Source organism: Marichromatium sp. AB31 (assembly GCF_003718685.1).
Lineage (GTDB): Bacteria > Pseudomonadota > Gammaproteobacteria > Chromatiales > Chromatiaceae > Marichromatium > Marichromatium gracile.
On the sequence record NZ_RHFI01000002.1, the window covers coordinates 146,422 to 166,770 of the forward strand.

The 20,349-nt window shown below is 67.3% G+C and carries 18 protein-coding genes and 2 tRNA genes; 9 read left to right on the plus strand and 11 right to left on the minus strand.

What is annotated here, in order from left to right:
- Window positions 1–72: 72 nt before the first annotated feature.
- From EBL84_RS02945 to EBL84_RS02975, 7 genes are all read left to right on the plus strand, one after another.
- A complete protein-coding gene (locus EBL84_RS02945; protein WP_062275559.1) occupies window positions 73–885 on the plus strand; it encodes an inner membrane protein YpjD in 813 nt (270 codons plus the stop codon).
- Between the two features lie 118 nt (window positions 886–1,003).
- A tRNA-Ala gene (locus tag EBL84_RS02950) sits at window positions 1,004–1,079 on the plus strand.
- Window positions 1,080–1,349: 270 nt separating this feature from the next.
- A complete protein-coding gene (locus EBL84_RS02955) occupies window positions 1,350–2,843 on the plus strand; it encodes a diguanylate cyclase (RefSeq protein WP_190287866.1) in 1,494 nt (497 codons plus the stop codon).
- Complete coding sequence (locus EBL84_RS02960; RefSeq protein ID WP_123139457.1) at window positions 2,840–4,336, plus strand: avidin/streptavidin family protein; 1,497 nt, start codon at window positions 2,840–2,842, stop codon at window positions 4,334–4,336. Before EBL84_RS02955 ends, EBL84_RS02960 begins: the two co-directional genes overlap by 4 nt.
- A 1,049-nt stretch (window positions 4,337–5,385) precedes the next feature.
- A complete protein-coding gene (locus tag EBL84_RS02965; RefSeq protein WP_223806061.1) occupies window positions 5,386–6,864 on the plus strand; it encodes a SulP family inorganic anion transporter in 1,479 nt (492 codons plus the stop codon).
- 17 nt (window positions 6,865–6,881) lie between these two features.
- Entirely contained in the window at window positions 6,882–7,745 is an 864-nt protein-coding gene (locus EBL84_RS02970; protein WP_062275565.1) for a universal stress protein, read from the plus strand.
- Between the two features lie 148 nt (window positions 7,746–7,893).
- Window positions 7,894–8,331 (plus strand): CoA-binding protein, encoded by a 438-nt coding sequence (locus EBL84_RS02975; protein WP_123139458.1) that lies wholly within the window; start codon window positions 7,894–7,896, stop codon window positions 8,329–8,331.
- 79 nt (window positions 8,332–8,410) lie between these two features.
- Here EBL84_RS02975 and EBL84_RS02980 read toward each other — a convergent pair.
- The 8 genes from EBL84_RS02980 to pncC all read right to left on the minus strand — a co-directional run bounded on the left by EBL84_RS02980 (window position 8,411) and on the right by pncC (window position 16,023).
- Window positions 8,411–8,503: transfer RNA gene (locus EBL84_RS02980), tRNA-Ser, on the minus strand.
- Window positions 8,504–8,659: 156 nt separating this feature from the next.
- On the minus strand, window positions 8,660–8,878 hold the full coding sequence (csrA, locus tag EBL84_RS02985) for a carbon storage regulator CsrA (protein WP_005224038.1): 219 nt from the start codon (window positions 8,876–8,878) through the stop codon (window positions 8,660–8,662).
- A 471-nt stretch (window positions 8,879–9,349) separates the two neighbouring features.
- Window positions 9,350–10,579, minus strand: a complete 1,230-nt coding sequence (locus tag EBL84_RS02990) for an aspartate kinase (protein ID WP_123139459.1) — start codon at window positions 10,577–10,579, stop codon at window positions 9,350–9,352.
- A gap of 121 nt (window positions 10,580–10,700) precedes the next feature.
- A complete protein-coding gene (gene alaS / locus EBL84_RS02995; protein WP_123139460.1) occupies window positions 10,701–13,310 on the minus strand; it encodes an alanine--tRNA ligase in 2,610 nt (869 codons plus the stop codon).
- Window positions 13,311–13,346: 36 nt separating this feature from the next.
- A complete protein-coding gene (locus EBL84_RS03000; protein WP_123139461.1) occupies window positions 13,347–13,745 on the minus strand; it encodes a regulatory protein RecX in 399 nt (132 codons plus the stop codon).
- Between the two features lie 83 nt (window positions 13,746–13,828).
- Window positions 13,829–14,863, minus strand: a complete 1,035-nt coding sequence (gene recA / locus EBL84_RS03005; RefSeq protein ID WP_062275572.1) for a recombinase RecA — start codon at window positions 14,861–14,863, stop codon at window positions 13,829–13,831.
- Window positions 14,864–14,978: 115 nt separating this feature from the next.
- Complete coding sequence (thpR, locus tag EBL84_RS03010) at window positions 14,979–15,521, minus strand: RNA 2',3'-cyclic phosphodiesterase (RefSeq protein ID WP_123139462.1); 543 nt, start codon at window positions 15,519–15,521, stop codon at window positions 14,979–14,981.
- A complete protein-coding gene (pncC, locus tag EBL84_RS03015) occupies window positions 15,514–16,023 on the minus strand; it encodes a nicotinamide-nucleotide amidase (RefSeq protein WP_123139463.1) in 510 nt (169 codons plus the stop codon). Before pncC ends, thpR begins: the two co-directional genes overlap by 8 nt.
- Window positions 16,024–16,138: 115 nt before the next feature.
- On the opposite strand from pncC, the gene EBL84_RS03020 reads away from it, so the two are divergent.
- Complete coding sequence (locus EBL84_RS03020; RefSeq protein WP_123139464.1) at window positions 16,139–16,417, plus strand: cupin domain-containing protein; 279 nt, start codon at window positions 16,139–16,141, stop codon at window positions 16,415–16,417.
- Window positions 16,418–16,444: 27 nt separating this feature from the next.
- Window positions 16,445–17,905 carry a 2Fe-2S iron-sulfur cluster-binding protein gene (locus EBL84_RS03025; protein WP_123139465.1) on the plus strand — a complete coding sequence of 487 codons (1,461 nt, stop codon included), beginning with the start codon at window positions 16,445–16,447 and terminating at the stop codon, window positions 17,903–17,905.
- Window positions 17,906–17,907: 2 nt separating this feature from the next.
- Here EBL84_RS03025 and EBL84_RS03030 read toward each other — a convergent pair whose 3' ends face one another.
- From EBL84_RS03030 to zapE, 3 genes are all read right to left on the minus strand, one after another.
- A complete protein-coding gene (locus tag EBL84_RS03030; RefSeq protein WP_123139466.1) occupies window positions 17,908–18,099 on the minus strand; it encodes a hypothetical protein in 192 nt (63 codons plus the stop codon).
- 109 nt (window positions 18,100–18,208) lie between these two features.
- Window positions 18,209–18,955, minus strand: coding sequence for a bifunctional 2-polyprenyl-6-hydroxyphenol methylase/3-demethylubiquinol 3-O-methyltransferase UbiG (ubiG, locus tag EBL84_RS03035; protein WP_123139467.1), 747 nt, complete (start codon window positions 18,953–18,955; stop codon window positions 18,209–18,211).
- A gap of 256 nt (window positions 18,956–19,211) precedes the next feature.
- A complete protein-coding gene (gene zapE / locus EBL84_RS03040; protein ID WP_123139468.1) occupies window positions 19,212–20,327 on the minus strand; it encodes a cell division protein ZapE in 1,116 nt (371 codons plus the stop codon).
- Between the last annotated feature and the right edge of the window lie 22 nt (window positions 20,328–20,349).

Sequence of the window (20,349 nt, forward strand, 5' to 3'; positions counted from 1 at the left end):
ATCTAACAGGCCGGCAAGGATGTCACCAGCTGCGCCGTATTCGTCCCAACGCCTTCTGCGAATGTACCACCTATGAGCCATCCCCTTCTCTCCGTCGCCGCCACCCTCTGCTACCTGGTCGCCGCCGCCTTCATCGGGCTGCGTCTGTTCAAGTCGAAGGATGGCTGGATCCCGCAACGGGCGCTCGCGCTCGGCATCGGCTTCCTCGGCTCGGCACTGCATGCCTGGCTGCTGTGGGAGACCATCTTCAGCCATGCCGGACTCAACCTCGGTTTCTACAATGCCTTGGCGCTCACCTCCTGGACCGTGATCGCGCTGCTGCTGGTCTCGAGCCTGACCAAGCCGGTCGACAACCTGGGACTGATCCTGCTCCCGGTGGCCGCCCTGACCCTGATGCTCTCGGCAATCTTCACCGACGTCAGCTTCATGCACCCGACCGCCTCCTGGTCGTTGAAGATCCACGTGCTGCTGTCGATGCTCGCCTACAGCCTGCTGACCCTGGCCGCCGGCCAGGCGATCCTGCTTGCCATCCAGGACCGTCACCTGCACCGCCGTCAGCCCGGCGGCTTCGTCCGCACCCTGCCGCCGCTGCAGACCATGGAGAGCCTGCTGTTCGAGATGATCAGCGCCGGCTTCGTGCTGCTCACCCTGGCGCTGCTCAGCGGCTTCGCCTTCCTCGAGGACATGTTCGCCCAGCACCTGGTGCACAAGACGGTGCTCTCGGTGCTCGCCTGGTTGCTCTTCGGCGGCCTGCTGATCGGACGCTTCCTCAAGGGCTGGCGGGGGCGTACCGCGATCGTCTGGACGCTGGGCGGTTTCGCCCTGCTGATCCTTGCCTACTTCGGCAGCAAGGCGGTCCTCGAGCTGATGGTCCTCCAGTCCTGAGCCGGTCTCCACTGTGACAGGCAGGCCCCACCCGCTGGGGCTTGCCTTGCCCCAGGATCGAGCGCACAATGAGTACGTTAGTCGGTCGTCCCGCGATGGTGCGATCGACGACCGTTCCGGGGCCGTAGCTCAGCTGGGAGAGCGTCGCGTTCGCAATGCGAAGGTCAGGGGTTCGATCCCCCTCGGCTCCACCATCCTCCTCTCGACGGCGCGACCCCTTTCCTGGGGATAGGCCAATCGCACAGCATTCATTCATTCCCCTCAGCTGTGCTGTCGTCCACACTTTGACTCTACAAACGCGGTAGCGCCGGCGCCCAGGATCCCGTTATCGTTAACGGATCGCCTTTATTGTGCAGGGAAACGGGATGGCACAACCGCAAGGGCCGGAGGCCGGATACTGCAAGGCATCCACAGCCGCGCTGCTCTATGCGATCGCCGGCGCGACTTGGATCCTTTGCTCGGACATGGCATTGGGAGCCTGGCTTGAGGACTCCGAACTGTTGCGTCACGCTCAGCTCGGCAAGGACTTGATCTTCGTCCTTGCCACCGCGCTCGCGCTCTTCATGCTGCTGCGCCACAATCACCAGCGCCACACCGAGTACCTCCTCCAGGACACCGCCCAGCGCACCGAGCTGCGCATGCTCAGCCAGTTCCGCGAAAGCATCATCGACACCGCACACGTCTGGATCAACGTGCTTGACGAACACGGTCGTGTGACCGTCTGGAACCAGGCCGCCGAACGCATCACCGGCTACGGTCGCGATGAGGTGCTGAACCACCACAAGATCTGGGAGTGGCTCTATCCCGACCCGGGCTATCGCGCCCAGGTCTACTCGAAGGTCGACGACATGCTGGCCCGTGACCAGGTGGTCAGCGGCTTCGAGAGTCGTATTCGCGCCAAGGATGGTACCTTCAAGATCATTACCTGGAACTCTGGGCGCCTGTACGACGAGCAGGGCAAGATCAATGGCCTGATCGCCATCGGTCGAGACATCACCGAACACAAGCGCGCCGAGAAGGCACTGGTCGAACGCGAGCGCCAGCTGGCCACCCTGATGGCGAACCTCCCCGGCATGGCCTATCGCTGTCATGACGAGCCACTCTGGACGATGGCGTTCGTCTCCCAAGGGTGTCGTCGACTCACCGGCTATGACCCCGAGGAATTCATCAACAACCGATGTCTCTCCTTCGCCGCCATCATCCACGACGATGATCGCGAGCAGGTTGCCAGCGAGGTCGCACTCGCGCAGGCCGAAGGCCGCCCCTTCGCGATCGAGTACCGCATCCGTCACCAGGACGGGCACGATGTCTGGGTCTGGGAGCAAGGGCAGGCGGCCGAGATCGACGGCACCCACTTCCTCGAAGGTATCCTCATCGACATCAGCGAGCGCAAGCGCATGGAGCAGACGCTCGAGCAGATGGCTATCCGCGACCCGCTCACCGGGCTCTACAACAGACGCGAACTCGAGCAGCAGCTCGACGCCGAACTGGTTACCGCCCGCCGCTACCAACACACCGTCGGCCTGCTCTGGATCGATGTCGATCACTTCAAGTCGGTCAACGACCGTTTCGGACACCTTGCCGGCGACGCGGTGCTGCGCCAGCTCTCCAGCCTGCTCCAGGAGCAGGTGCGGACGGCCGACTATATCGCCCGGTACGGCGGCGAAGAGCTGGCGATCGTGCTACCCGAGAGCGATACCCAGGAGGCACTGCAGATGGCCGAGCGACTCTGCGACACGGTGGCCCGAACCCCGATGCAGATTCCCGAGCATACCCCGATCAATATCACCATCAGCGTCGGCGTGGCCACCTACCCCACTCATGCAGCCACGACCAAGGCGCTGTTCCAGGCGGTCGACCAGGCGATGTACGCCGCCAAGCAGCAGGGGCGCAATCGGGTCCTCCTGGCCACCCCCGCGCCGACCAATGATTGTCATCCCCCGGAGTCTCCCGCATGACCGAGCACCTCGAACTCACCCCGGCCACGGCGCCGGACTGGATGGACGCGCACGCCGCCCGACAGATGCCACATATCGACTTCGCACTGCGGCGCGGCCCCCTGACCGACAATGGCGCGACCCCGTGGTACGCCACCCTCGGCCTCGGCACCCCGCCGCAACCACTGCGCTTCATGCTCGACACCGGCACCCTCAACACCTGGATCACCGCCAGCTGCTGCGCCAGCGACGCCTGCCAGGCCCATCGGTCCTTCGATCCCGAGCACTCGACCAGCTACCGCGCCTGCGCCGAGCCACCGGCCTCCGTGCCCTTCGGCCCCTGGGGATCGATGGGCGTGGTACTCGGCGAGGACATCTGCCACCTCGAGCGCACCTGCTCGGGTGAGACCCGGCTGTGCGCACTCGACGAGGCGATGCGGATCTATCTCAGCGTCAGCTACGACGGCGCACAGTTCGCCGGACTGGCCTGCGACGGCGGGCTCGGCATCCCTGCGGTACCCTGCGACACCCCGAGCGCGCTGCTCGAGCAGTTGCGCAAACAGGGATTGATCGACCACGCCATCGCTGCCTTCCGGTTCGATCCGGAGCGCGGCGAGGGACGCTGCCTGATGGGCGCGGTCGAACCCGATCGTTTCGACCCCGACACGCTCGAACTCCTGCCGGTGATCCCGATCAGTGGCGAGCTGCACTATCTCTGGACGGTACGTCTGGACCAGCTGCAGGTCGGCGGCGAGACCCTGGGCGGCGCACTGCCGCTGGCACTCGACACCGGCTCGTCCTGCATCAAGGGTGGACGGGCCATCATCGCGCGGATGCTCTCGGCGATCACCGATCGCGGTCGCCGCCCCTTGCGGGTCAGCGATCCGGCAGCGCTCGCCGACTATCCGGAGCTACGACTGCAGCTCGGCGACACCAACTACCGGCTCGCGCCCGCGGACTACTTCATGCCGCTCAACGGCGGCTGGGAGGTCGGGGTGCAGTACCTCGAAGGACTCCCCGACGAGCTGCTGGTGGCCGGATCGCTGTTCCTCGACCGCCTCTACAGCGTCTTCGTGTTCGATCCCAACCCTGCCGGTCAGCGCATGGTCGCACTCGCCCAGCCACGCCGCGCCTCGCTCAGCGCGAGCGGGATCTGGCGCAACGAATTCGGCTCCACCCTGGAGATCGGCACCATCGCCGCCGACGGCACCTTTCGCGGCCAGTACCGCTCCGACACCGGCGCCAGCGGCGTCTATCCGGTAGTCGGGGTGGCCGACCCGGAGCCCACCGGCGACTCGATCAGCTGCGCCTTCTCGGTGAGCTGGCGCAGCCTCGAGGGCGAACCCGATCCGTCCTGGCACTGGGTCTCGGGCTTCGTCGGCACGGTTCAGCTGCGCGACGGTGTCGAGACCCTCGCCACCAGCTATCTGCTGCAGCGCGACATCACCCCGGAGATGCCGGAGTGGATGGCCACCGCCATCTATCCCTCGACCTTCAAGCGCGTCAGCGACTAGCCGCCAGCCGCCAGCCGCCAGCCGCCAGCCGCCAGCCGCCAGCCGCCAGCCGCCAGGAAGTTTGAACCGCAAAGCCGCGAGATACCGTCTTGCCCGTCAACCGTCGATCATGCACACCAGCCTCCCCTGCTGGAGGCTGGAGGCTGATCGCTGGAAGCTGATTCGAACCGCAAAGCCGCGAAGGCCGCGAAGAAGACGTGATGGAGACGAGGTCCCGGCAGCGGCACCACTCCCCACTGGCGGCTGGTAGCTGGCGGCTGATTCGCGGAAAAGGGCGATCAGCCGTCAGCCACCAGTAGGCCGGCTTCTCCCGCCGTTACGGCAAGGTACAACCCACGGCTTCCAGGTCATGGGCGCAACCTCCACACTGGCGGCTGTCAGCTGGCCGCTGGAGGCGCATCCGCGGAAAAGAGTGATCAGCTTTCAGCCATCAGCCATCAGCCTCCAGTCCAATAGGCCGGCTTCTCCCGCCGTTACGACAAGGTACAACTCGCGGCCTTCAGGTCATGGGCCCCAGCCCAGCCTTCAGCAAACGGGCTCAAGTCAGGCCAGCAAAACAGCGGCGGTACGAAACAAGCCAGCTCTCCGCACGCAAAGCCGTCCTTCTCTTCGCGTTCTTCGCATTCTTCGCGGCTTTGCGGTTCAATCCTCTTGGTAGCTGGTAGCTGGTAGCTGGTAGCTGGTAGCTGGTAGCTTGGGCCTCGCCCGCTTGTTGCATCGCAACAGGCTCCGTATAATGCCCGCCCTTCGAGACGCCCCGGCCTCCCGCGTCCGCGCCGAGGTCATCCACGCGGCCACCCTGTCCGCGGACTGTCCATTCATAATGCCACCAGACGAGACCTGATCGGCCCGATGCCCGCACCGGCGGCCGAGGTCGAGCCGGGCTTACTGATTCCGGCACCGGGCACTCGCCGTCCCCCAGACCTCGGCCGTCGCTGGCGACCGGGGCAAGCCGTCTCGATGCATCACAGTCACCGCCATGACGGCTGGACCGGCGGCCTCAGCTCCGCACCGGGTCCGGCCGTCGCGCACCAACCACGGAACCGCCGATGATGAACGCCATACGTCAGGACTGGCTGTCGAACGTCAAGAACGACCTGCTCGCCGGCCTGGTGGTCGCGCTGGCGCTGATCCCGGAGGCGATCGCCTTCTCGATCATCGCCGGTGTCGACCCCAAGGTCGGGCTCTATGCCTCCTTCTGCATCGCCACCGTGATCGCCTTCGCCGGCGGTCGACCGGGGATGATCTCGGCGGCCACCGGCGCCATGGCGTTGGTGATGGTCACCCTGGTGAAGGATCACGGGCTGCAGTACCTGCTCGCCGCCACCATCCTCACCGGCGTGCTGCAGATCCTTGCCGGCTGGTTGCGCCTGGGCTCACTGATGCGCTTCGTCTCGCGCTCGGTGATCACCGGCTTCGTCAACGCCCTGGCGATCCTGATCTTCATGGCCCAGCTCCCGGAGCTGATCGGCATGCCCTGGGAGGTCTATGCGATGGTCGCCGCCGGGCTGGGGATCATCTATCTCTTCCCCTACCTGACCCGCGCCGTGCCCTCACCGCTGATCACCATCGTGGTGCTCACCGCAGTCTCGATCGCCCTCGGGCTCGACATCCGTACCGTCGGCGACATGGGCGAGCTGCCCGACACCCTGCCGATCTTCCTGCTCCCCGAGGTGCCGCTCAACCTCGAGACCCTGGCGATCATCTTCCCGGTCTCGCTCACCCTGGCGGCGGTCGGTCTGCTCGAGTCGATGATGACCGCCTCGATCGTCGACGATCTCACCGACTCGTCGAGCAACAAGAATCGCGAGTGCGTCGGCCAGGGTACGGCCAACATCGCCTCGGGTTTTCTCGGCGGCATGGCCGGCTGTGCGATGATCGGTCAGTCGGTGATCAACGTGAAGTCGGGGGGGCGCGGCCGGCTCTCGACCCTGACGGCCGGCGTCGTGCTGCTGATGCTGGTGGTCTTCGCCGGCGACTGGGTGGCGCAGATCCCGATGGCCGCGCTGGTGGCGGTGATGATCATGGTCTCGATCGGCACCTTCAACTGGGCCTCGATCCGCAACCTGCGCGAACATCCCAAGAGTTCCAGCATCGAGATGATCGCCACCGTGGCGGTGGTCGTCGCCACCCATGACCTGGCTCAGGGCGTGCTGGTCGGGGTGCTGCTCTCGGGCTTCTTCTTCGCCCACAAGGTGGGCAAGGTGCTCTATGTCGGCTCGCACGCCGAGGACGAGGGTCGGGTCCGCGCCTATCGGGTGGTCGGTCAGGTGTTCTTCGCCTCGGCCGAACGCTTCGTCGCCTCGTTCGACTTCAAGGAGGTGATCGAGCGAGTGCGCATCGACGTCAGCCGCGCGCACTTCTGGGACATCACCGCGGTCAGCGCTCTCGATAAGGTGGTGTTGAAGTTCCGCCGCGAGGGCACCGAGGTCGAGGTGATCGGGCTCAACGAGGCGAGCGCGACCATGGTCGATCGCTTCGCGGAGCACGACAAGCCCGAGGCCGTCGAACAGCTCATGGGTCACTGAGGAAGGAAGACAGCAAGATGCATACTGACGAGAAGATCCTGGCCTGTGTCGACCAGTCGCGCTTCGCCGACTATGTCGCCGACTATGCCGCCTGGGCGGCGCAGCGCATGAATGCGCCGCTGGAGTTCCTCCACATCCTCAGCCGTCACCCCGAGATCGCCACCGGCGTCGACCACAGCGGCGCGATCGGCATCGGCGCCCAGGAGACGCTGCTCACCGAGCTGTCGAACCAGGACGAGACCCGCAGCCGCGACGCCCGCGAGCGCGGCCGGCTGTTTCTCAACCGGCTGCGCGAGCGCGCCACCGCTGCCGGAGTCCCCTCGCCCGACATCCGCCAGCGTCACGGCGCGCTCGAAGAGACCCTGGTCGAGCAGGAGGACGGGGTACGGCTGTTCGTGCTCGGGCGGCGCGGCACCGCTGCCGAGACCACCCAGCGCGATCTCGGGCGCAACGTCGAGCGCATGGTGCGCGCACTGCACCGCCCGATCCTCACCGTCACCGAGGGATTCAAGGAGCCGCAACGGGTGATGGTCGCCTTCGACGGCAGCGCCGCCACCCGTCAGGGCGTCGAGATGGTCGCCGCGAGCCCGCTGTTCCAGGGGCTCACCGTGCACCTGCTGATGTCGGGCAAGGCCCGTGGCGATGCGCGCAAGCAGCTCGACTGGGCACGCCAACGGCTCGAGTCCGCCGGCTTCGATGCCCCCGCCTGGCTGATCCCGGGCGACGCCGAGAGCGTCATCGCCCAGACCGTGATCGCCCAGGACATCGACCTGCTGATCATGGGCGCCTATGCCCATTCACCGCTGCGCACCCTGCTCTTCGGCAGCAAGACCACCGACCTGCTGCGCTCGGCGCGCATCCCCACTCTGCTGATGCGCTGAGTCCGGGTTGACGAGCCGCAAGGACGCGGCCCCACTCCACGCTCTAGAGTGCGCCCAACGATCTGCACGGAGAGATCGTCCCCAGGCACGCGCGACCCCACCGACCCACGGACGGCTCGCGCTCCCCCCCAGGCATTGGAGCATCAGCATGGCATCGAATCACGAGACCTTCTTCCAGCTCGGCAGCTTCGCGCTCGTCGGGCGCTCGGCGAACAAACCCTTCCCCATCCTCAGTTATCGTCGACTCAAGAAGCTCGGCAAGACCGTCTATGCCGTCGACCCCAGCACCAGCGAGATCGACGGCGATCCGAGCTTCGCCGACCTGGCATCGTTGCCGGGCGCGGTCGAGGGCCTGATCATCGAGACCCCGAAACAGGAGTGCGCCGACTGGGTGGCGCGCGCCGCCGACGCCGGCATCAAGGATGTCTGGATCCATATGGCGCACGACACCCCCGAGGCCGTGGCAACGGCCAGGGAGCGCGGTATCAACCTGCGCACAGGGACCTGCGCGGTGATGTATCTCAAGCCCGGGCTGACCTATCACAGCATCCACAAGCTGATCATGAAGGCGCTCGGCAAGTACTGAGAACGGACGGTGTCCAACACCAAGGTGCGGACAACAAAAAACCCCGCGTGGTCTCGACCACGCGGGGTTTTTCGGTGTGTGGCGGAGAGAGAGGGATTCGAACCCTCGATGGAGCTATTAACCCCATACTCCCTTAGCAGGGGAGCGCCTTCAGCCACTCGGCCATCTCTCCATGCATGAGCAACGGTTTAGCATAACCGCCTCGTGCGATGACCCGGGATCTGGAAGATACACCGGGTCACAGGACCCCTTTAGCCATTCGACGCGTCGATCAGGGGCTATCGTGCTTGGGCGAGTGATTATAACCCACTCTTTACCCGGTTGCCAATCACTCGATCTGGCCACCCTGATCGACCACCGCGACACCCGGGGTGGTCTCGGCCTGTTCGCGCTTGATGCGCTCGTAGATCTCTTCACGGTGGACCGCGACGTCACGCGGAGCGTTGACACCGATGCGCACCTGATTGCCCTTGACGCCAAGGACTGTAACGGTGACTTCGTCACCAACCATGAGGGTTTCGCCGACCCGACGAGTCAAGATCAACATCGCTACGTTCTCCCTTTAGTTTCCCTTTCCAGCTTGATGGTAATACCCAAACCGGCGACTCAACCCGACTCCTGCGGCGTCATCCGGCGGGTGTTTACACCCGATTCCGCCCGGGACCCCATGCCCCATGACGGAAGCTTAGCAACTGCCACGGCTATTCCATGGCAATTTGCTCAGGTTCATTGACATTTGTCTCTTGTGCGTGAATCCAAGGCGAAATCCGTTGGGTTCCCGATGACTGGTAGCCACCGTCGCACGACCGCTCACGCTCTCGACCGCGCAGCGCCAGCATAGACGTCCCACGGCTGCAGCGACGAGACGCCGTTCATGGAGATCGACAAAAAGCGGAGAGGCGCGGTCGGCACGCCCCCGACCGGATTGCGATCGATCCATCACGTGCCGCCCTCTCCGACCTCGGAGACATGCCGCCCCGCCGAGACCCGGCGGTGCGGCAGCAGGATTGCCGCGAGCCTAGACCTCGCCGCCCTGATCCAGACCGAAGGCGTCGTGCAGCGCGCGCACGCCGAGTTCGAGATAGCGCTCGTCGACCACCACCGAGATCTTGATCTCGGAGGTCGAGATCATGCGGATGTTGATCCCCTCGCGCGCCAGGGTCTCGAACATCCGACTGGCGATCCCGGCATGACTGCGCATGCCGACGCCGACCAGCGAGATCTTGACGATCTGCTCGTCGCCGAGCACCTGACGCGCGCCCAGCGCCTCGGCGCGCGCCTGCAGGATCTCCAGCGCCCGCGCATAGTCGCCGCGCTGGACGGTGAAGGTGAAGTCCGTCGTCGCCTCCTCGGCGGCGACGTTCTGGATGATCATGTCGACCTCGATGTTGGCCGCCGCGATCTCGCCGAGGATCTCGTGCGCCACACCGGGACGGTCGGGCACGCCGAGGATGGTCAGCTTGGCCTCGTCACGGCTGAAGGCGATGCCGGCGATCTTTGCGTCTTCCACTTCATCTTCCTCGAAGGTAATCAGCGTGCCCTCGCCCTCGCCGAAGCTGGAGAGCACGCGCAGGGGGACCTGGTACTTGCCGGCGAACTCCACCGAGCGGATCTGCAACACCTTGGAGCCGAGACTGGCCATCTCCAGCATCTCCTCGAAGGTGATGCGGTCGAGCTTGCGCGCCTTGGGTTCGACCCGCGGATCGGTGGTGTAGACACCGTCGACATCGGTATAGATCTGGCACTCGTCGGCCTTGAGCGCGGCGGCGATCGCCACCGCCGAGGTATCCGAGCCACCGCGTCCGAGGGTGGTGATGTCACCGCTCTCGTCGACCCCCTGGAACCCGGCGACCACCACCACGCGCCCGGCCTCCAGATCGGCGCCGACACGCGCCGCATCGATGTCGCGGATGCGCGCCTTGTTGTGCACGCTGTCGGTGAGGATGTGCACCTGAGCGCCGGTGTAGGAGCGCGCCGGACAGCCGCGCGCGGCCAGCGCCATGCTCAACAGCGCGATGGTGACCTGCTCACCGGTGGAGAGCAGCACATCGAGTTCGCGCGGCTCGGGCCGCATCTGGATCTGTCTGGCCAGGCCCATCAGTCGGTCGGTCTCGCCGGACATCGCCGAGACCACCACCACCACCTGATTACCCTGGTCGCGCCAGCGCTTGACCCGATCGGCCACCGCCTGGATACGCTCCACACTCCCGACCGACGTCCCGCCGTATTTCTGGACGATCAGCGCCATCGACTACTCCTGCCAAGCACGTCTTTCAGGTCTCCCCGATTGAAACGATGGGACCGTCGGCGACGCGATGCCGCCCGACGGTCCCCGGTGATGGGCCGGGGATCCCGGCCCGATTGCCGCATCAGGCGGCGCTGCGCTGCGCGACCCAGTCGCGCACCAGCGCCAGCGCCTCGGGCAATGCATCGGGGTCGCTGCCCCCGGCCTGCGCCATGTCGGGCCGACCGCCGCCCTTGCCGCCGACCTTGGCCGCGACCTCGCGGATCAGCTCACCGGCCTTGAACTGGCCGGTGAGATCCTTGGTGACGCCGGCGACCAGCGCGACCTTGCCCTCGGCGACGGTGGCGAGCACGATCACCGCCGAGCCGAGCTTGTCCTTGAGCTGGTCGACCGTCTCACGCAGCCCCTTGGGATCGGCGCCCTCGAGTTCGGCGGCGAGCACCCGCACCCCGGCGATCTCCTCGGCCTGGGCGGCGAGGTCCTGACCGGCGGCGCTGGCGAGCTTGGACTTGAGCTGCTCGAGCTCCTTCTCCAGCCGACGGCTGCGCTCGAGCAGCTGCTCGACACGCTCGTCGACGTCCTCGCGGGCACCCTTGAGCAGCCCGGCGATACGCAGCACCCGCGACTCGTCGGCCTCGACCCAGTCGAGCGCCCCGGCGCCGGTTACCGCCTCGATGCGGCGCACCCCGGAGGCGATGCCGGCCTCGGAGACGATCTTCATCAGACCGATGTCACCGACCGCCTTGACGTGCGTACCGCCACAGAGCTCGACCGAGAACTCGCCCATCCGCAGCACCCGCACCTGATCGGCATACTTCTCGCCGAACAGCGCCATCGCCCCGGAGGCCTTGGCGTCCTCCAGGCTCATGATGCGGGTCTCGACCAGGTGATTGGCGCGGATCTGGCTGTTGACCAGGCGCTCGATCTCGCGCAACTGCTCGCGCGAGACCGGCTCGAAGTGCGAGAAGTCGAAGCGCAGCCGCTCGGGACCGACCAGCGAGCCCTTCTGCTGCACGTGCTCGCCGAGCACCCGGCGCAGCGCCGCATGGAGCAGATGGGTGGCCGAGTGGTTGAGCGCGATGGCGCGACGCCGCTCGGCGTCGACCTCGGCGCGCACCGCGTCACCGACGTGCAGCTCGCCCTCGCGCAGCTCGCCGAGGTGGCAGACCAGGGCGCCGCCCTTCTTCAGGGTGTCGGTGACCTCGAAGCGCCCGCCGCTACTCGCGATCCAGCCACGGTCGCCGACCTGGCCGCCGGACTCGCCGTAGAAGGGGGTGAGGTCGAGGATCACCATGCCGCGCTCGCCGGCACCCAGCGAGTCGCAGGACTCGCCGTCGCGATAGAGCGCGACCACCGTGGCCTCGTCCTCGCAGCGTTCGTAGCCGCGGAACTCGGTCTCGCCCTGGAGATCGATCTCGACGTCCTGCCCACCGCTGAACTGACTGGCCGCACGGGCACGCGCCTTCTGGTCGGCCATCGCCGCCTCGAAGCCCTCGAGGTCGACGCCGAGCCCGCGCTCACGGGCGATGTCGGCGGTCAGGTCGGTGGGGAAGCCGTAGGTGTCATAAAGCTTGAACACCGTCTCGCCGGGGATGGTGCGCTCGCCTGCGAGCCCGGCGATCGCCTCGTCGAGGATGCGCATACCGTGCTCGAGGGTCTCGGCGAAGCGCTCCTCCTCGAGCAGCACGATCCGCTCGACGTGCGCCTGCGCCGCCACCAGCTCGGGATAGGCCGCACCCATCTCGGCGACCAGCGCCGCCACCAGACGATGGAAGAAGGGTTGCGACTGGCCGAGACGATAGCCGTGACGGATCGCGCGACGCATGATCCGACGCAGCACATAGCCGCGCCCCTCGTTGCCCGGGGTGACCCCGTCGACGATGAGGAAGGCGCTCGAGCGGATGTGATCGGCGATCACCCGCAGCGACTTGTCGCCGAGATCCTCGCAGCCGGTCGCCTCGGCGGCGGCGGCGATGAGATTGCGGAACAGATCGATGTCGTAGTTGCTGTGCACGCCCTGGAGCACCGCGGCGAGACGCTCGAGCCCCATGCCGGTATCGACCGAGGGACGCGGCAGCGGGGTCATGTTGCCCTCGGCGTCGCGGTTGAACTGCATGAACACCAGGTTCCAGATCTCGACGTAGCGGTCGCCGTCCTCGTCGGGCGAGCCAGGGGGACCGCCGGCGACCTCGGGACCGTGATCGTAGAAGATCTCCGAGCACGGACCGCAGGGGCCGGTGTCGCCCATCGACCAGAAGTTGTCCTTGGCGCCGCAGCGCGAGAAGCGCTCGGCCGAGACCCCGACCTCCTTGAGCCAGATGTCGGCGGCCTCGTCGTCGTCCTCGTAGACGGTCACCCACAGCCGCTCGGCGGGCAGCCCCAGCTCGCCGGTCAGATACTGCCAGGCGAAGCCGATCGCCTCGCGCTTGAAGTAGTCACCGAAGCTGAAGTTGCCGAGCATCTCGAAGAAGGTGTGATGCCGGGCGGTGTAGCCGACGTTCTCGAGGTCGTTGTGCTTGCCGCCGGCACGCACACAGCGCTGCGCGGTGACCGCCCGCGAATAGCCCCGCCGCTCGCGACCGAGGAAGACATCCTTGAACTGGACCATTCCGGCGTTGGTGAACAGCAGGGTCGGATCATTGGCGGGTACCAGCGGGCTGGAGGGCACTTGCTCATGCTGGCGTTGCGCGAAATAATCAAGGAAGCTCGCTCGAAGCTCTGCACTCGTAGTCATGTGGGAGTTCTCGAATGAACCGCGCGGGCGGTTCGGTCAGTCGTTCCAGCGCAGCAGGCGCCGGACCATGTCCGTGGGGAAACCGCGCCGCGTCAGAAAGCGTGCGCGCTTGGCATAGCTGGCACGATCGGCGGGAGGCGCATCACCGAAGCGGCGCGCATGGAGCGCGGCGAGATGCTCCGGCCACGCCTCGCGCAGGTGCCGTAACTGGGGCTCGATCAAGGTATCGGCCACACCCTTGTCGTTCAACTCGGCCTGGATGCGCAGCGGCCCGAAGCCCTTCTCCACCCGCTCGGCGACATAGCGCTCGACCAGACGCGACTCGTCGAGCGCGCCCTCGGCCTCGAGCCGATCGAGCACGGGGGCGAGGGCAGCGACCTCGAAGCCGCGCGAGACGAGCTTGCGCGAGAGCTCCAGCCGCGAGTGCTCGCGCATGGCGAGCAGACGTAGCGCCGCCCGCTCGATCTCGGCGAGCAGGTCGGCATCGAGGAGGGTGCTGGCAGGGTGATCGTCCAGGATCAGTCCTCCGCCGGGGCCACGGCCTCGGCCGTCGCCTCGCTCGGCTGGGGCAACAGCTTGGCGCGGATCTTCGCCTCGATCTCCTGGGCCAGCTCGGGGTTCTCGCAGAGGAAGGCGCGGACGTTGTCCTTGCCCTGGCCGATGCGATTGCCCTGGTAACTGTACCAGGCGCCGGATTTGTCGACGATGCCCTCGGCCACGCCCAGGCTGATGATCTCGCCCTCGCGCGAGATCCCCTGGCCGTAGAGGATATCGAACTCGACCTGCTTGAACGGCGGCGCGACCTTGTTCTTGACCACCTTGACCTTGGTCTCGCTGCCGACCACCTCGTCGCTCTTCTTGATGCTGCCGATACGACGGATGTCGAGCCGCACCGAGGAGTAGAACTTGAGCGCGTTGCCGCCGGTGGTGGTCTCGGGCGAGCCGAACATCACCCCGATCTTCATGCGGATCTGGTTGATGAAGACCACCAGACAGTTGGAGCGCTTGATGTTGCCGGTGAGCTTGCGCAGCGCCTGCGACATCAGCCGCGCCTGCAGACCGACGTGCGAGTCACCCATCTCGCCCTCGATCTCGGCCTTGGGGGTGAGCGCCGCGACCGAGTCGACGATCACCACGTCGACCGCCCCCGAGCGCACCAGCATGTCGGTGATCTCGAGCGCCTGCTCGCCGGTGTCGGGCTGCGACACCAGCAGGTCCTCCATCTGCACCCCGAGCTTCTCGGCATAGACCGGGTCGAGCGCGTGCTCGGCATCGACGAAGGCCGCGGTGCCGCCGAGCTTCTGTACCTCGGCGACCACGTGCAGGGTGAGGGTGGTCTTGCCCGAGGACTCGGGGCCGTAGATCTCGACCACCCGCCCCTTGGGCAGGCCGCCGATGCCGAGGGCGATGTCCAGCCCCAGCGAACCGGTGGAGATCGCCTCGATGTTGCGCACCGCGCCGGCATCGCCCATGCGCATCACCGAGCCCTTGCCGAACTGCTTCTCGATCTGGGTCAGCGCGGCGGCCAACGCCTTCTTGCGATTGTCGTCCATTGGATCTCCGTCAACTCTTGAGCGCAGCCGCCCGCCGCGCGTCGCCCGGGGCGATCGCGTGTCGGTCGGTTCGTGTCTCGTGATCTTTCGAGCGGGCCGCGCGAATCATCGCTGATTATCGCATAGGCGGCATGCTCAAGTCATAGCCGGGACGCAGCGACCAGCGCCGCTCGACCCGATAGCGCGGCACACACCCCGGAACGCTGCGAGCGAGCACGAACTCGCGCACCGGCCAGCGCAGCGGCGCCCCGAACGCCGCCCGCGGCGCCGTGCTGCGACGCGCCAGCGTCAGGTGCGGCCGATAGGACCGCGGCTCCGGGGTCAAGCCACAGGCGCACTGCGCCTCGACCAGCGCCAACTGCAACGCCAGCAGCGACTCCGGCACCCGCTGCGGCGCGCACCAGGCCGCGCCGGCACGCGCGAAATGACCCAACCGATCGAGCACCAGCTCGAAGGGCGCCGCCGCGACCTGCTGTGCCGCCGCGTTCACCGCATCGAGCTGCGGCGGCGTCAACGCACCGAGAAAGACCAGCGTCAGGTGCAGGTCCTCGCCGTGGGTCGCGCGCCCACCCGGCGGCAGCCAGCACGGCATGCGCCCGAGCAGCGCCCGACGCAGCGCCGGCTCCGGCCAGAGCGCGAAGAACCAGCGCTCAGCCATCGGCACCGAGGCCGCCGAGCAGGCCCAACAGCGCAGCGCGCACCGCCTGCTCGCGCACCGTCTCACGATCGCCCTCGAAACACAGACAGCGCGCCGTCGGGCCCTCGCCGGGAAAGCCCCAGGCGAACCACACGGTACCGACCGGCTTGTCGGCCGTACCGCCACCCGGCCCGGCGATGCCACTGACCGCCACCGCAACCTCGGCGCGACTGCGGGCGAGCGCGCCGCTCACCATCTCGGCGACCACCCGCTCGCTCACCGCGCCATAGCGCTCGAGCGCGTCGTCCGAGACCCCGAGCAGCTCGCGCTTGGCGTCATTGGAATAGGTGATGAAGCCGCGCTCGAACCAGGCGCTGCTGCCGGCGACATCGGTCATCACCTTGGCCACCCAGCCGCCGGTACAGGACTCGGCCGTCGCCAGCTGCCAGCCACGCGCGCGCAACGCCTCGCCCAGACGACGAGCGAGCACCTCCAGGGCGGGAGAATCATTTACATCGTCCATGGTACGGAGTGTCGCCCAGCTCGACTCGCCGGGCAATCCTTGTCGGGGTGGAAAGCATCGGCCGCCGACCTCAGACTCTATCCCCGACACCATGCGCAGCACGGACCCCAGACCAATGGACGACACCGAGATCCATCACGAACGCCCCTCCCCCGCCAAGCTCGAGGTCATGGGCGTGGAACACTGGCCGGTGTGGCGCCGCGAGGTGGCGACCTTTCCCTGGCACTACCGCCAGGAGGAGACCTGCTACATCGTGCGCGGACGCTTCCGCGTCACCCCCGAGGGCGGTGCGCCACGAGAGTACGGTCGCGGCGACCTGATCCGCTTTCCCGCCGGACTCAACTGCACCTGGGAGATCCTCGACCCGGTGGAGAAGCACTACCTGCTCACCTGAGACGCCGAATCATCTGGAGGCGTATCCGTGACGACCTACCTGACGCTCTCGCGCGCCGCCCGGCTGGCCGGAGTCAGCCGCGGCGAGCTGCAACGACGCATCCGCCGCGCCGAGCTGACGACCTTCGAGGGTGAGGTGGCCGCGCACGAGCTGCTGCGCCTCTACCCCAGCCTGAGCCTCGAGCACGAGGGCGCGCTCGAACAGGTGCGCGAGATCGTCGACAACGCCCGCCCCCGGCTCGAACCCGAACCGGTCGCGCTGCCCGACGCCCGCGTCCTGCTCGAGCAGGCGCGTCGGCTGAGCGCGGCACTGGCGCACGAGATCGAGGCCGGAGAGGCCGCGCGCGGACTGATCGAGCAGGTCGCCGAGCGGATCGCGGCGCTCTCCGCCAGCGACCCCGCCACGCTGCCCACGGCACTCGCGGCCCTCGGCCACTGGCTCGCCGAGGCACGCGCCGCACTGCCCGTCAACGAGGCACCCGCGGAGCGGTCGGCACCGGCGCGCACCCTGGCCGCCCGGGTACGGCTGATCCCCAGTGGACACAGTTTCCTGGTGGAGGGAGAGGAGTCGCTGCTCGAGGCTGCGGTGCGCGCCGGCATCCATCTCGAGCACGGCTGCGCCAGCGGTAACTGCGGCGGCTGCAAGGCACGGCTGGTCAGCGGCGAGACCCGCCAGATCAGGCCCCACGACTACTCGATCGGCGCGCGCGAGCGCCGACTCGGCTATCTGCTCACCTGCGCCCATACCGCGCTCACCGATCTCACCCTGGAGATCGGCGAGGCACGTTCGAGCGCCGAGCTGCCGCTGCAACGCATTCGCGTCAGCGTGCGCCGTGTCGAGACGATCGGAGCGACGCTGCGCGCGCTCCAGATCCAGACACCGCGCAATCAGCTGTTGCGCTTCATGGCCGGTCAGCGCGCGCGGCTCGCACGCCCGGGCGAGCCGCCGAGCGAACTGCCGATCGCCAGCTGCCCCTGCGACGGACGCAACCTGCGCTTCCTGATCCGCGCCGGTGACGACGCACTCGCCCGCGCACTCTTCGACGACCGGCTGGAACCGGGGCAACGGCTCGACCTGGAAGGGCCCTACGGCGACTTCGTGCTCGACGAGTCAGCGACCGACGAGGCGCTCTTCATCGCCTGCGGCGACGGCATCGCCCCGGTCCGCAGCCTCATCGAGCAGGCGGTCGCGATCGACGCCATCCCCCGCTATCACCTCTACTGGGAGACCGCCGCCCCCGAGGGGCATCACCTGGCGCACTGGGCGCGCGCGCTCGGTGACGCCCTGGACGACTTCACCTATACGCTGCTCGATGCCACACCCGCCGACCGGCTCGCCGCGCGCATCCTCGACGAACACCCGCCACACGACCACCAGCGTCTCTATCTCGCGGGGCCGGAGGTCACCGTCAGCACCCTGGAGCAGGCCCTGAGGGCGGGCGGCGTGAGCGCCGAGCGGATCCGTGTCGAGGCGCTGCGCGCCGACTGAATTCAGGCCGCGACCGGCGCACTCGCGCGCAACCGCTGCGCCGGCAGGAACACCGTGCCCTTGCCGTAGCGATTGACCGCCATGTCACGCACCCAGGTCGGGGCGTCCTGATAGAGACGGACATAGACATGACCGAGACCACCGCGGCTGATCGCCGCGACCCATCGATCGAATTCCCGCTTGTTTTCGCTCATGACATCCCTCGTTGCGACCGTTCGGTATCCGGAGCGACCTCCGTCGCCCCATGCATATGTCCCGGCAACCCGGGACCGTCATCGCAGCGACCCGAGCCGAGAAACCGGCTCAGCCGCGCTGAAACAGCATCATGTAGTTGACGCCCATCCAATCGGTAAAGGAAAAGGCGCGGGTGAAGGGGTTGACCCGCACACCGGTCTGGTGCAACAGATCGAAGCCCTCGCCGAGTCCGCCGCGCACCTCGTCGGGACGCACCAGCTTGCGATAGCGATGGGTACCGCGCGGCAGCCAGCGCAACACGTACTCGGCACCGATGATCGCCATCAGCCAGGCGATCGGGGTGCGATTGATGGTCGAGACCTGCATCACCCCGCCGGGGCGCACCAGCTCGGCACTGTCGGCGAGGAAGTCGGGCAGGCGTTCGACATGCTCGAGCACCTCCATGTTGAGCACCACGTCGAAGGTCGCGCCGGACTCGCGCATCTCGGCGGCACTCGCCAGCCGATAGTCGATCGCAAGCCCACCCGCCTCGGCATGCATGCGCGCGACCCTCAGGGTCTTCTCGGTGATGTCGATCCCGGTGACCTCGGCGCCGAGCGCCACCATCGACTCGCTGAGGATGCCCCCGCCACAGCCGATATCGAGCACCCGCAGTCCGGCGAACGGGCGTGCATCCCGCGCATCACGCCCGAACACCGCCGCCAGACGCTCGCGGAGATAGCCGACCCGAAAGGCATTGAGCCGGTGCAACGGCCAGAAGGGCCCCTCGGCATCCCACCAGCGATGCGCCAGTCGCTCGTAATAGGCGAGCTCCTCGGGATCGACGCTCGGAGCGGTGAGATGGGCGGTGGGCATCGGCGAACTCCCTGGAATACCGGTTAATTGACATCCAATGGAGTCGATCATGGCGGATTCAAGCCCGCAGAGGCAAGCTGGCAGGCTTTAGCGACCAGCCGCCAGCCGCCAGTGGGCGGCTTTAAGCGTCCAGGCTCACAGCAAGCCGGGAGCCCGGAGGATCGCCCGAGGAGCCGACCGACAGCGCGACTGGTAGCTGGCGGCTGAAGGCTGACGGCTGGTAGCTGACGGCTGGCGGCTGATCGACTGGCGCCAATCAGGCCGCGACGCTGTCCGGTTCGGACTCGGCGGCGGTCGCGGCGGCCAGGTACTCGACCGATTGCATCTCCTGCAGGCGACTGAGCAGGCGGGCGTGGGCGAAGTCGGTCATGCCGCCGGCATAGAGCCGATCGAGCGGCACCTCGACCGAGAGCACCAGCTTGACCCGGCGGTCGTAGAGTTCGTCGACCAGGTGCAGGAAGCGCCGCGCGGCGGCGTCGCAGCCGGGACCGAGCTGCGGCACCCCGGAGATCAGCAGGGTGAGGTAATCGCGGGCGATCTCGATATAGTCGGCGGTGGAGCGCGGGGTGGCGCAGAGCGCATCGAAATCGAACCAGGCGACGTTGCTGCCGAGCGCGCGCGCCTCGATCGTCCGGCCATTGACCTCGAGCCAGGAGGCGGCCACCCGATGCCCGCCGCTGAGCTCGTCGAAATCGGCCGCCAACCGCGCCTCACCGTCCTCGCCGGCGAGCACATAGACCCCCTCGCGCATCAACGTCTGCAACCGGTAGTCCTGGCCGCCGTCGAGCTCGAAGACATCGGTATGACGCTTGATCAGCTCGATCGCCGGGAGGAAGGACTGGCGCTGCAGACCATTGCGATAGAGGTCGTCGGGCGGGGTGTTGGAGGTGGTCACCAGGGTCACGCCGCGGGCGAACATCGCCTTGAGCAGACCGTAGAGCAGCATGGCGTCGGTGATGTCGGTGACCAGGAACTCGTCGAGACAGAGCACTCGCAGATCGCGACACATCAGCTCGGCGACCCGATCGAGCGGATCGGTCTGGCGCGGCAGCTGCGCCAGGTGGCCATGCACCTCGCGCATGAAGTGATGGAAGTGCATGCGCCGCTTGCCCGGCAGCTCCAGCCCATCGACGAACCAGTCCATCAGGTGGGTCTTGCCGCGCCCCACGCCACCCCAGAAATAGAGCCCGGGCACCGGCGTCACCTCGCCGCCGAGACGACGACGCACCCGACCGAGCAGCCCGCCTCCGGGCGCCGGCGCGCGCTCGAGCGCCTGGTGCAGTGCGAGCAGGCGCGCGTGGGCCTCACGCTGGGCCGGGTCGCGTGGCTGGAAACTGGATCGGTCGGGGGATGATGAGGCTGAAGCGGTCAAGGCAGGTCTCTCGAAACTGACT

Excerpts from the sequence above, each read along its gene's own strand:
- EBL84_RS02945 (WP_062275559.1), top strand. The coding sequence starts at position 73 with ATGAGCCATCCCCTTCTCTCCGTCGCCGCCACCCTCTGCTACCTGGTC.
- EBL84_RS02955 (WP_190287866.1), top strand. The coding sequence starts at position 1,350 with ATGGCATTGGGAGCCTGGCTTGAGGACTCCGAACTGTTGCGTCACGCT.
- EBL84_RS02960 (WP_123139457.1), top strand. The coding sequence starts at position 2,840 with ATGACCGAGCACCTCGAACTCACCCCGGCCACGGCGCCGGACTGGATG.
- EBL84_RS02965 (WP_223806061.1), top strand. The coding sequence starts at position 5,386 with ATGATGAACGCCATACGTCAGGACTGGCTGTCGAACGTCAAGAACGAC.
- EBL84_RS02970 (WP_062275565.1), top strand. The coding sequence starts at position 6,882 with ATGCATACTGACGAGAAGATCCTGGCCTGTGTCGACCAGTCGCGCTTC.
- EBL84_RS02975 (WP_123139458.1), top strand. The coding sequence starts at position 7,894 with ATGGCATCGAATCACGAGACCTTCTTCCAGCTCGGCAGCTTCGCGCTC.
- csrA (WP_005224038.1), bottom strand. The coding sequence starts at position 8,878 with ATGTTGATCTTGACTCGTCGGGTCGGCGAAACCCTCATGGTTGGTGAC.
- EBL84_RS02990 (WP_123139459.1), bottom strand. The coding sequence starts at position 10,579 with ATGGCGCTGATCGTCCAGAAATACGGCGGGACGTCGGTCGGGAGTGTG.
- alaS (WP_123139460.1), bottom strand. The coding sequence starts at position 13,310 with ATGACTACGAGTGCAGAGCTTCGAGCGAGCTTCCTTGATTATTTCGCG.
- EBL84_RS03000 (WP_123139461.1), bottom strand. The coding sequence starts at position 13,745 with ATGCGCGAGCACTCGCGGCTGGAGCTCTCGCGCAAGCTCGTCTCGCGC.
- recA (WP_062275572.1), bottom strand. The coding sequence starts at position 14,863 with ATGGACGACAATCGCAAGAAGGCGTTGGCCGCCGCGCTGACCCAGATC.
- thpR (WP_123139462.1), bottom strand. The coding sequence starts at position 15,521 with ATGGCTGAGCGCTGGTTCTTCGCGCTCTGGCCGGAGCCGGCGCTGCGT.
- pncC (WP_123139463.1), bottom strand. The coding sequence starts at position 16,023 with ATGGACGATGTAAATGATTCTCCCGCCCTGGAGGTGCTCGCTCGTCGT.
- EBL84_RS03020 (WP_123139464.1), top strand. The coding sequence starts at position 16,139 with ATGGACGACACCGAGATCCATCACGAACGCCCCTCCCCCGCCAAGCTC.
- EBL84_RS03030 (WP_123139466.1), bottom strand. The coding sequence starts at position 18,099 with ATGAGCGAAAACAAGCGGGAATTCGATCGATGGGTCGCGGCGATCAGC.
- ubiG (WP_123139467.1), bottom strand. The coding sequence starts at position 18,955 with ATGCCCACCGCCCATCTCACCGCTCCGAGCGTCGATCCCGAGGAGCTC.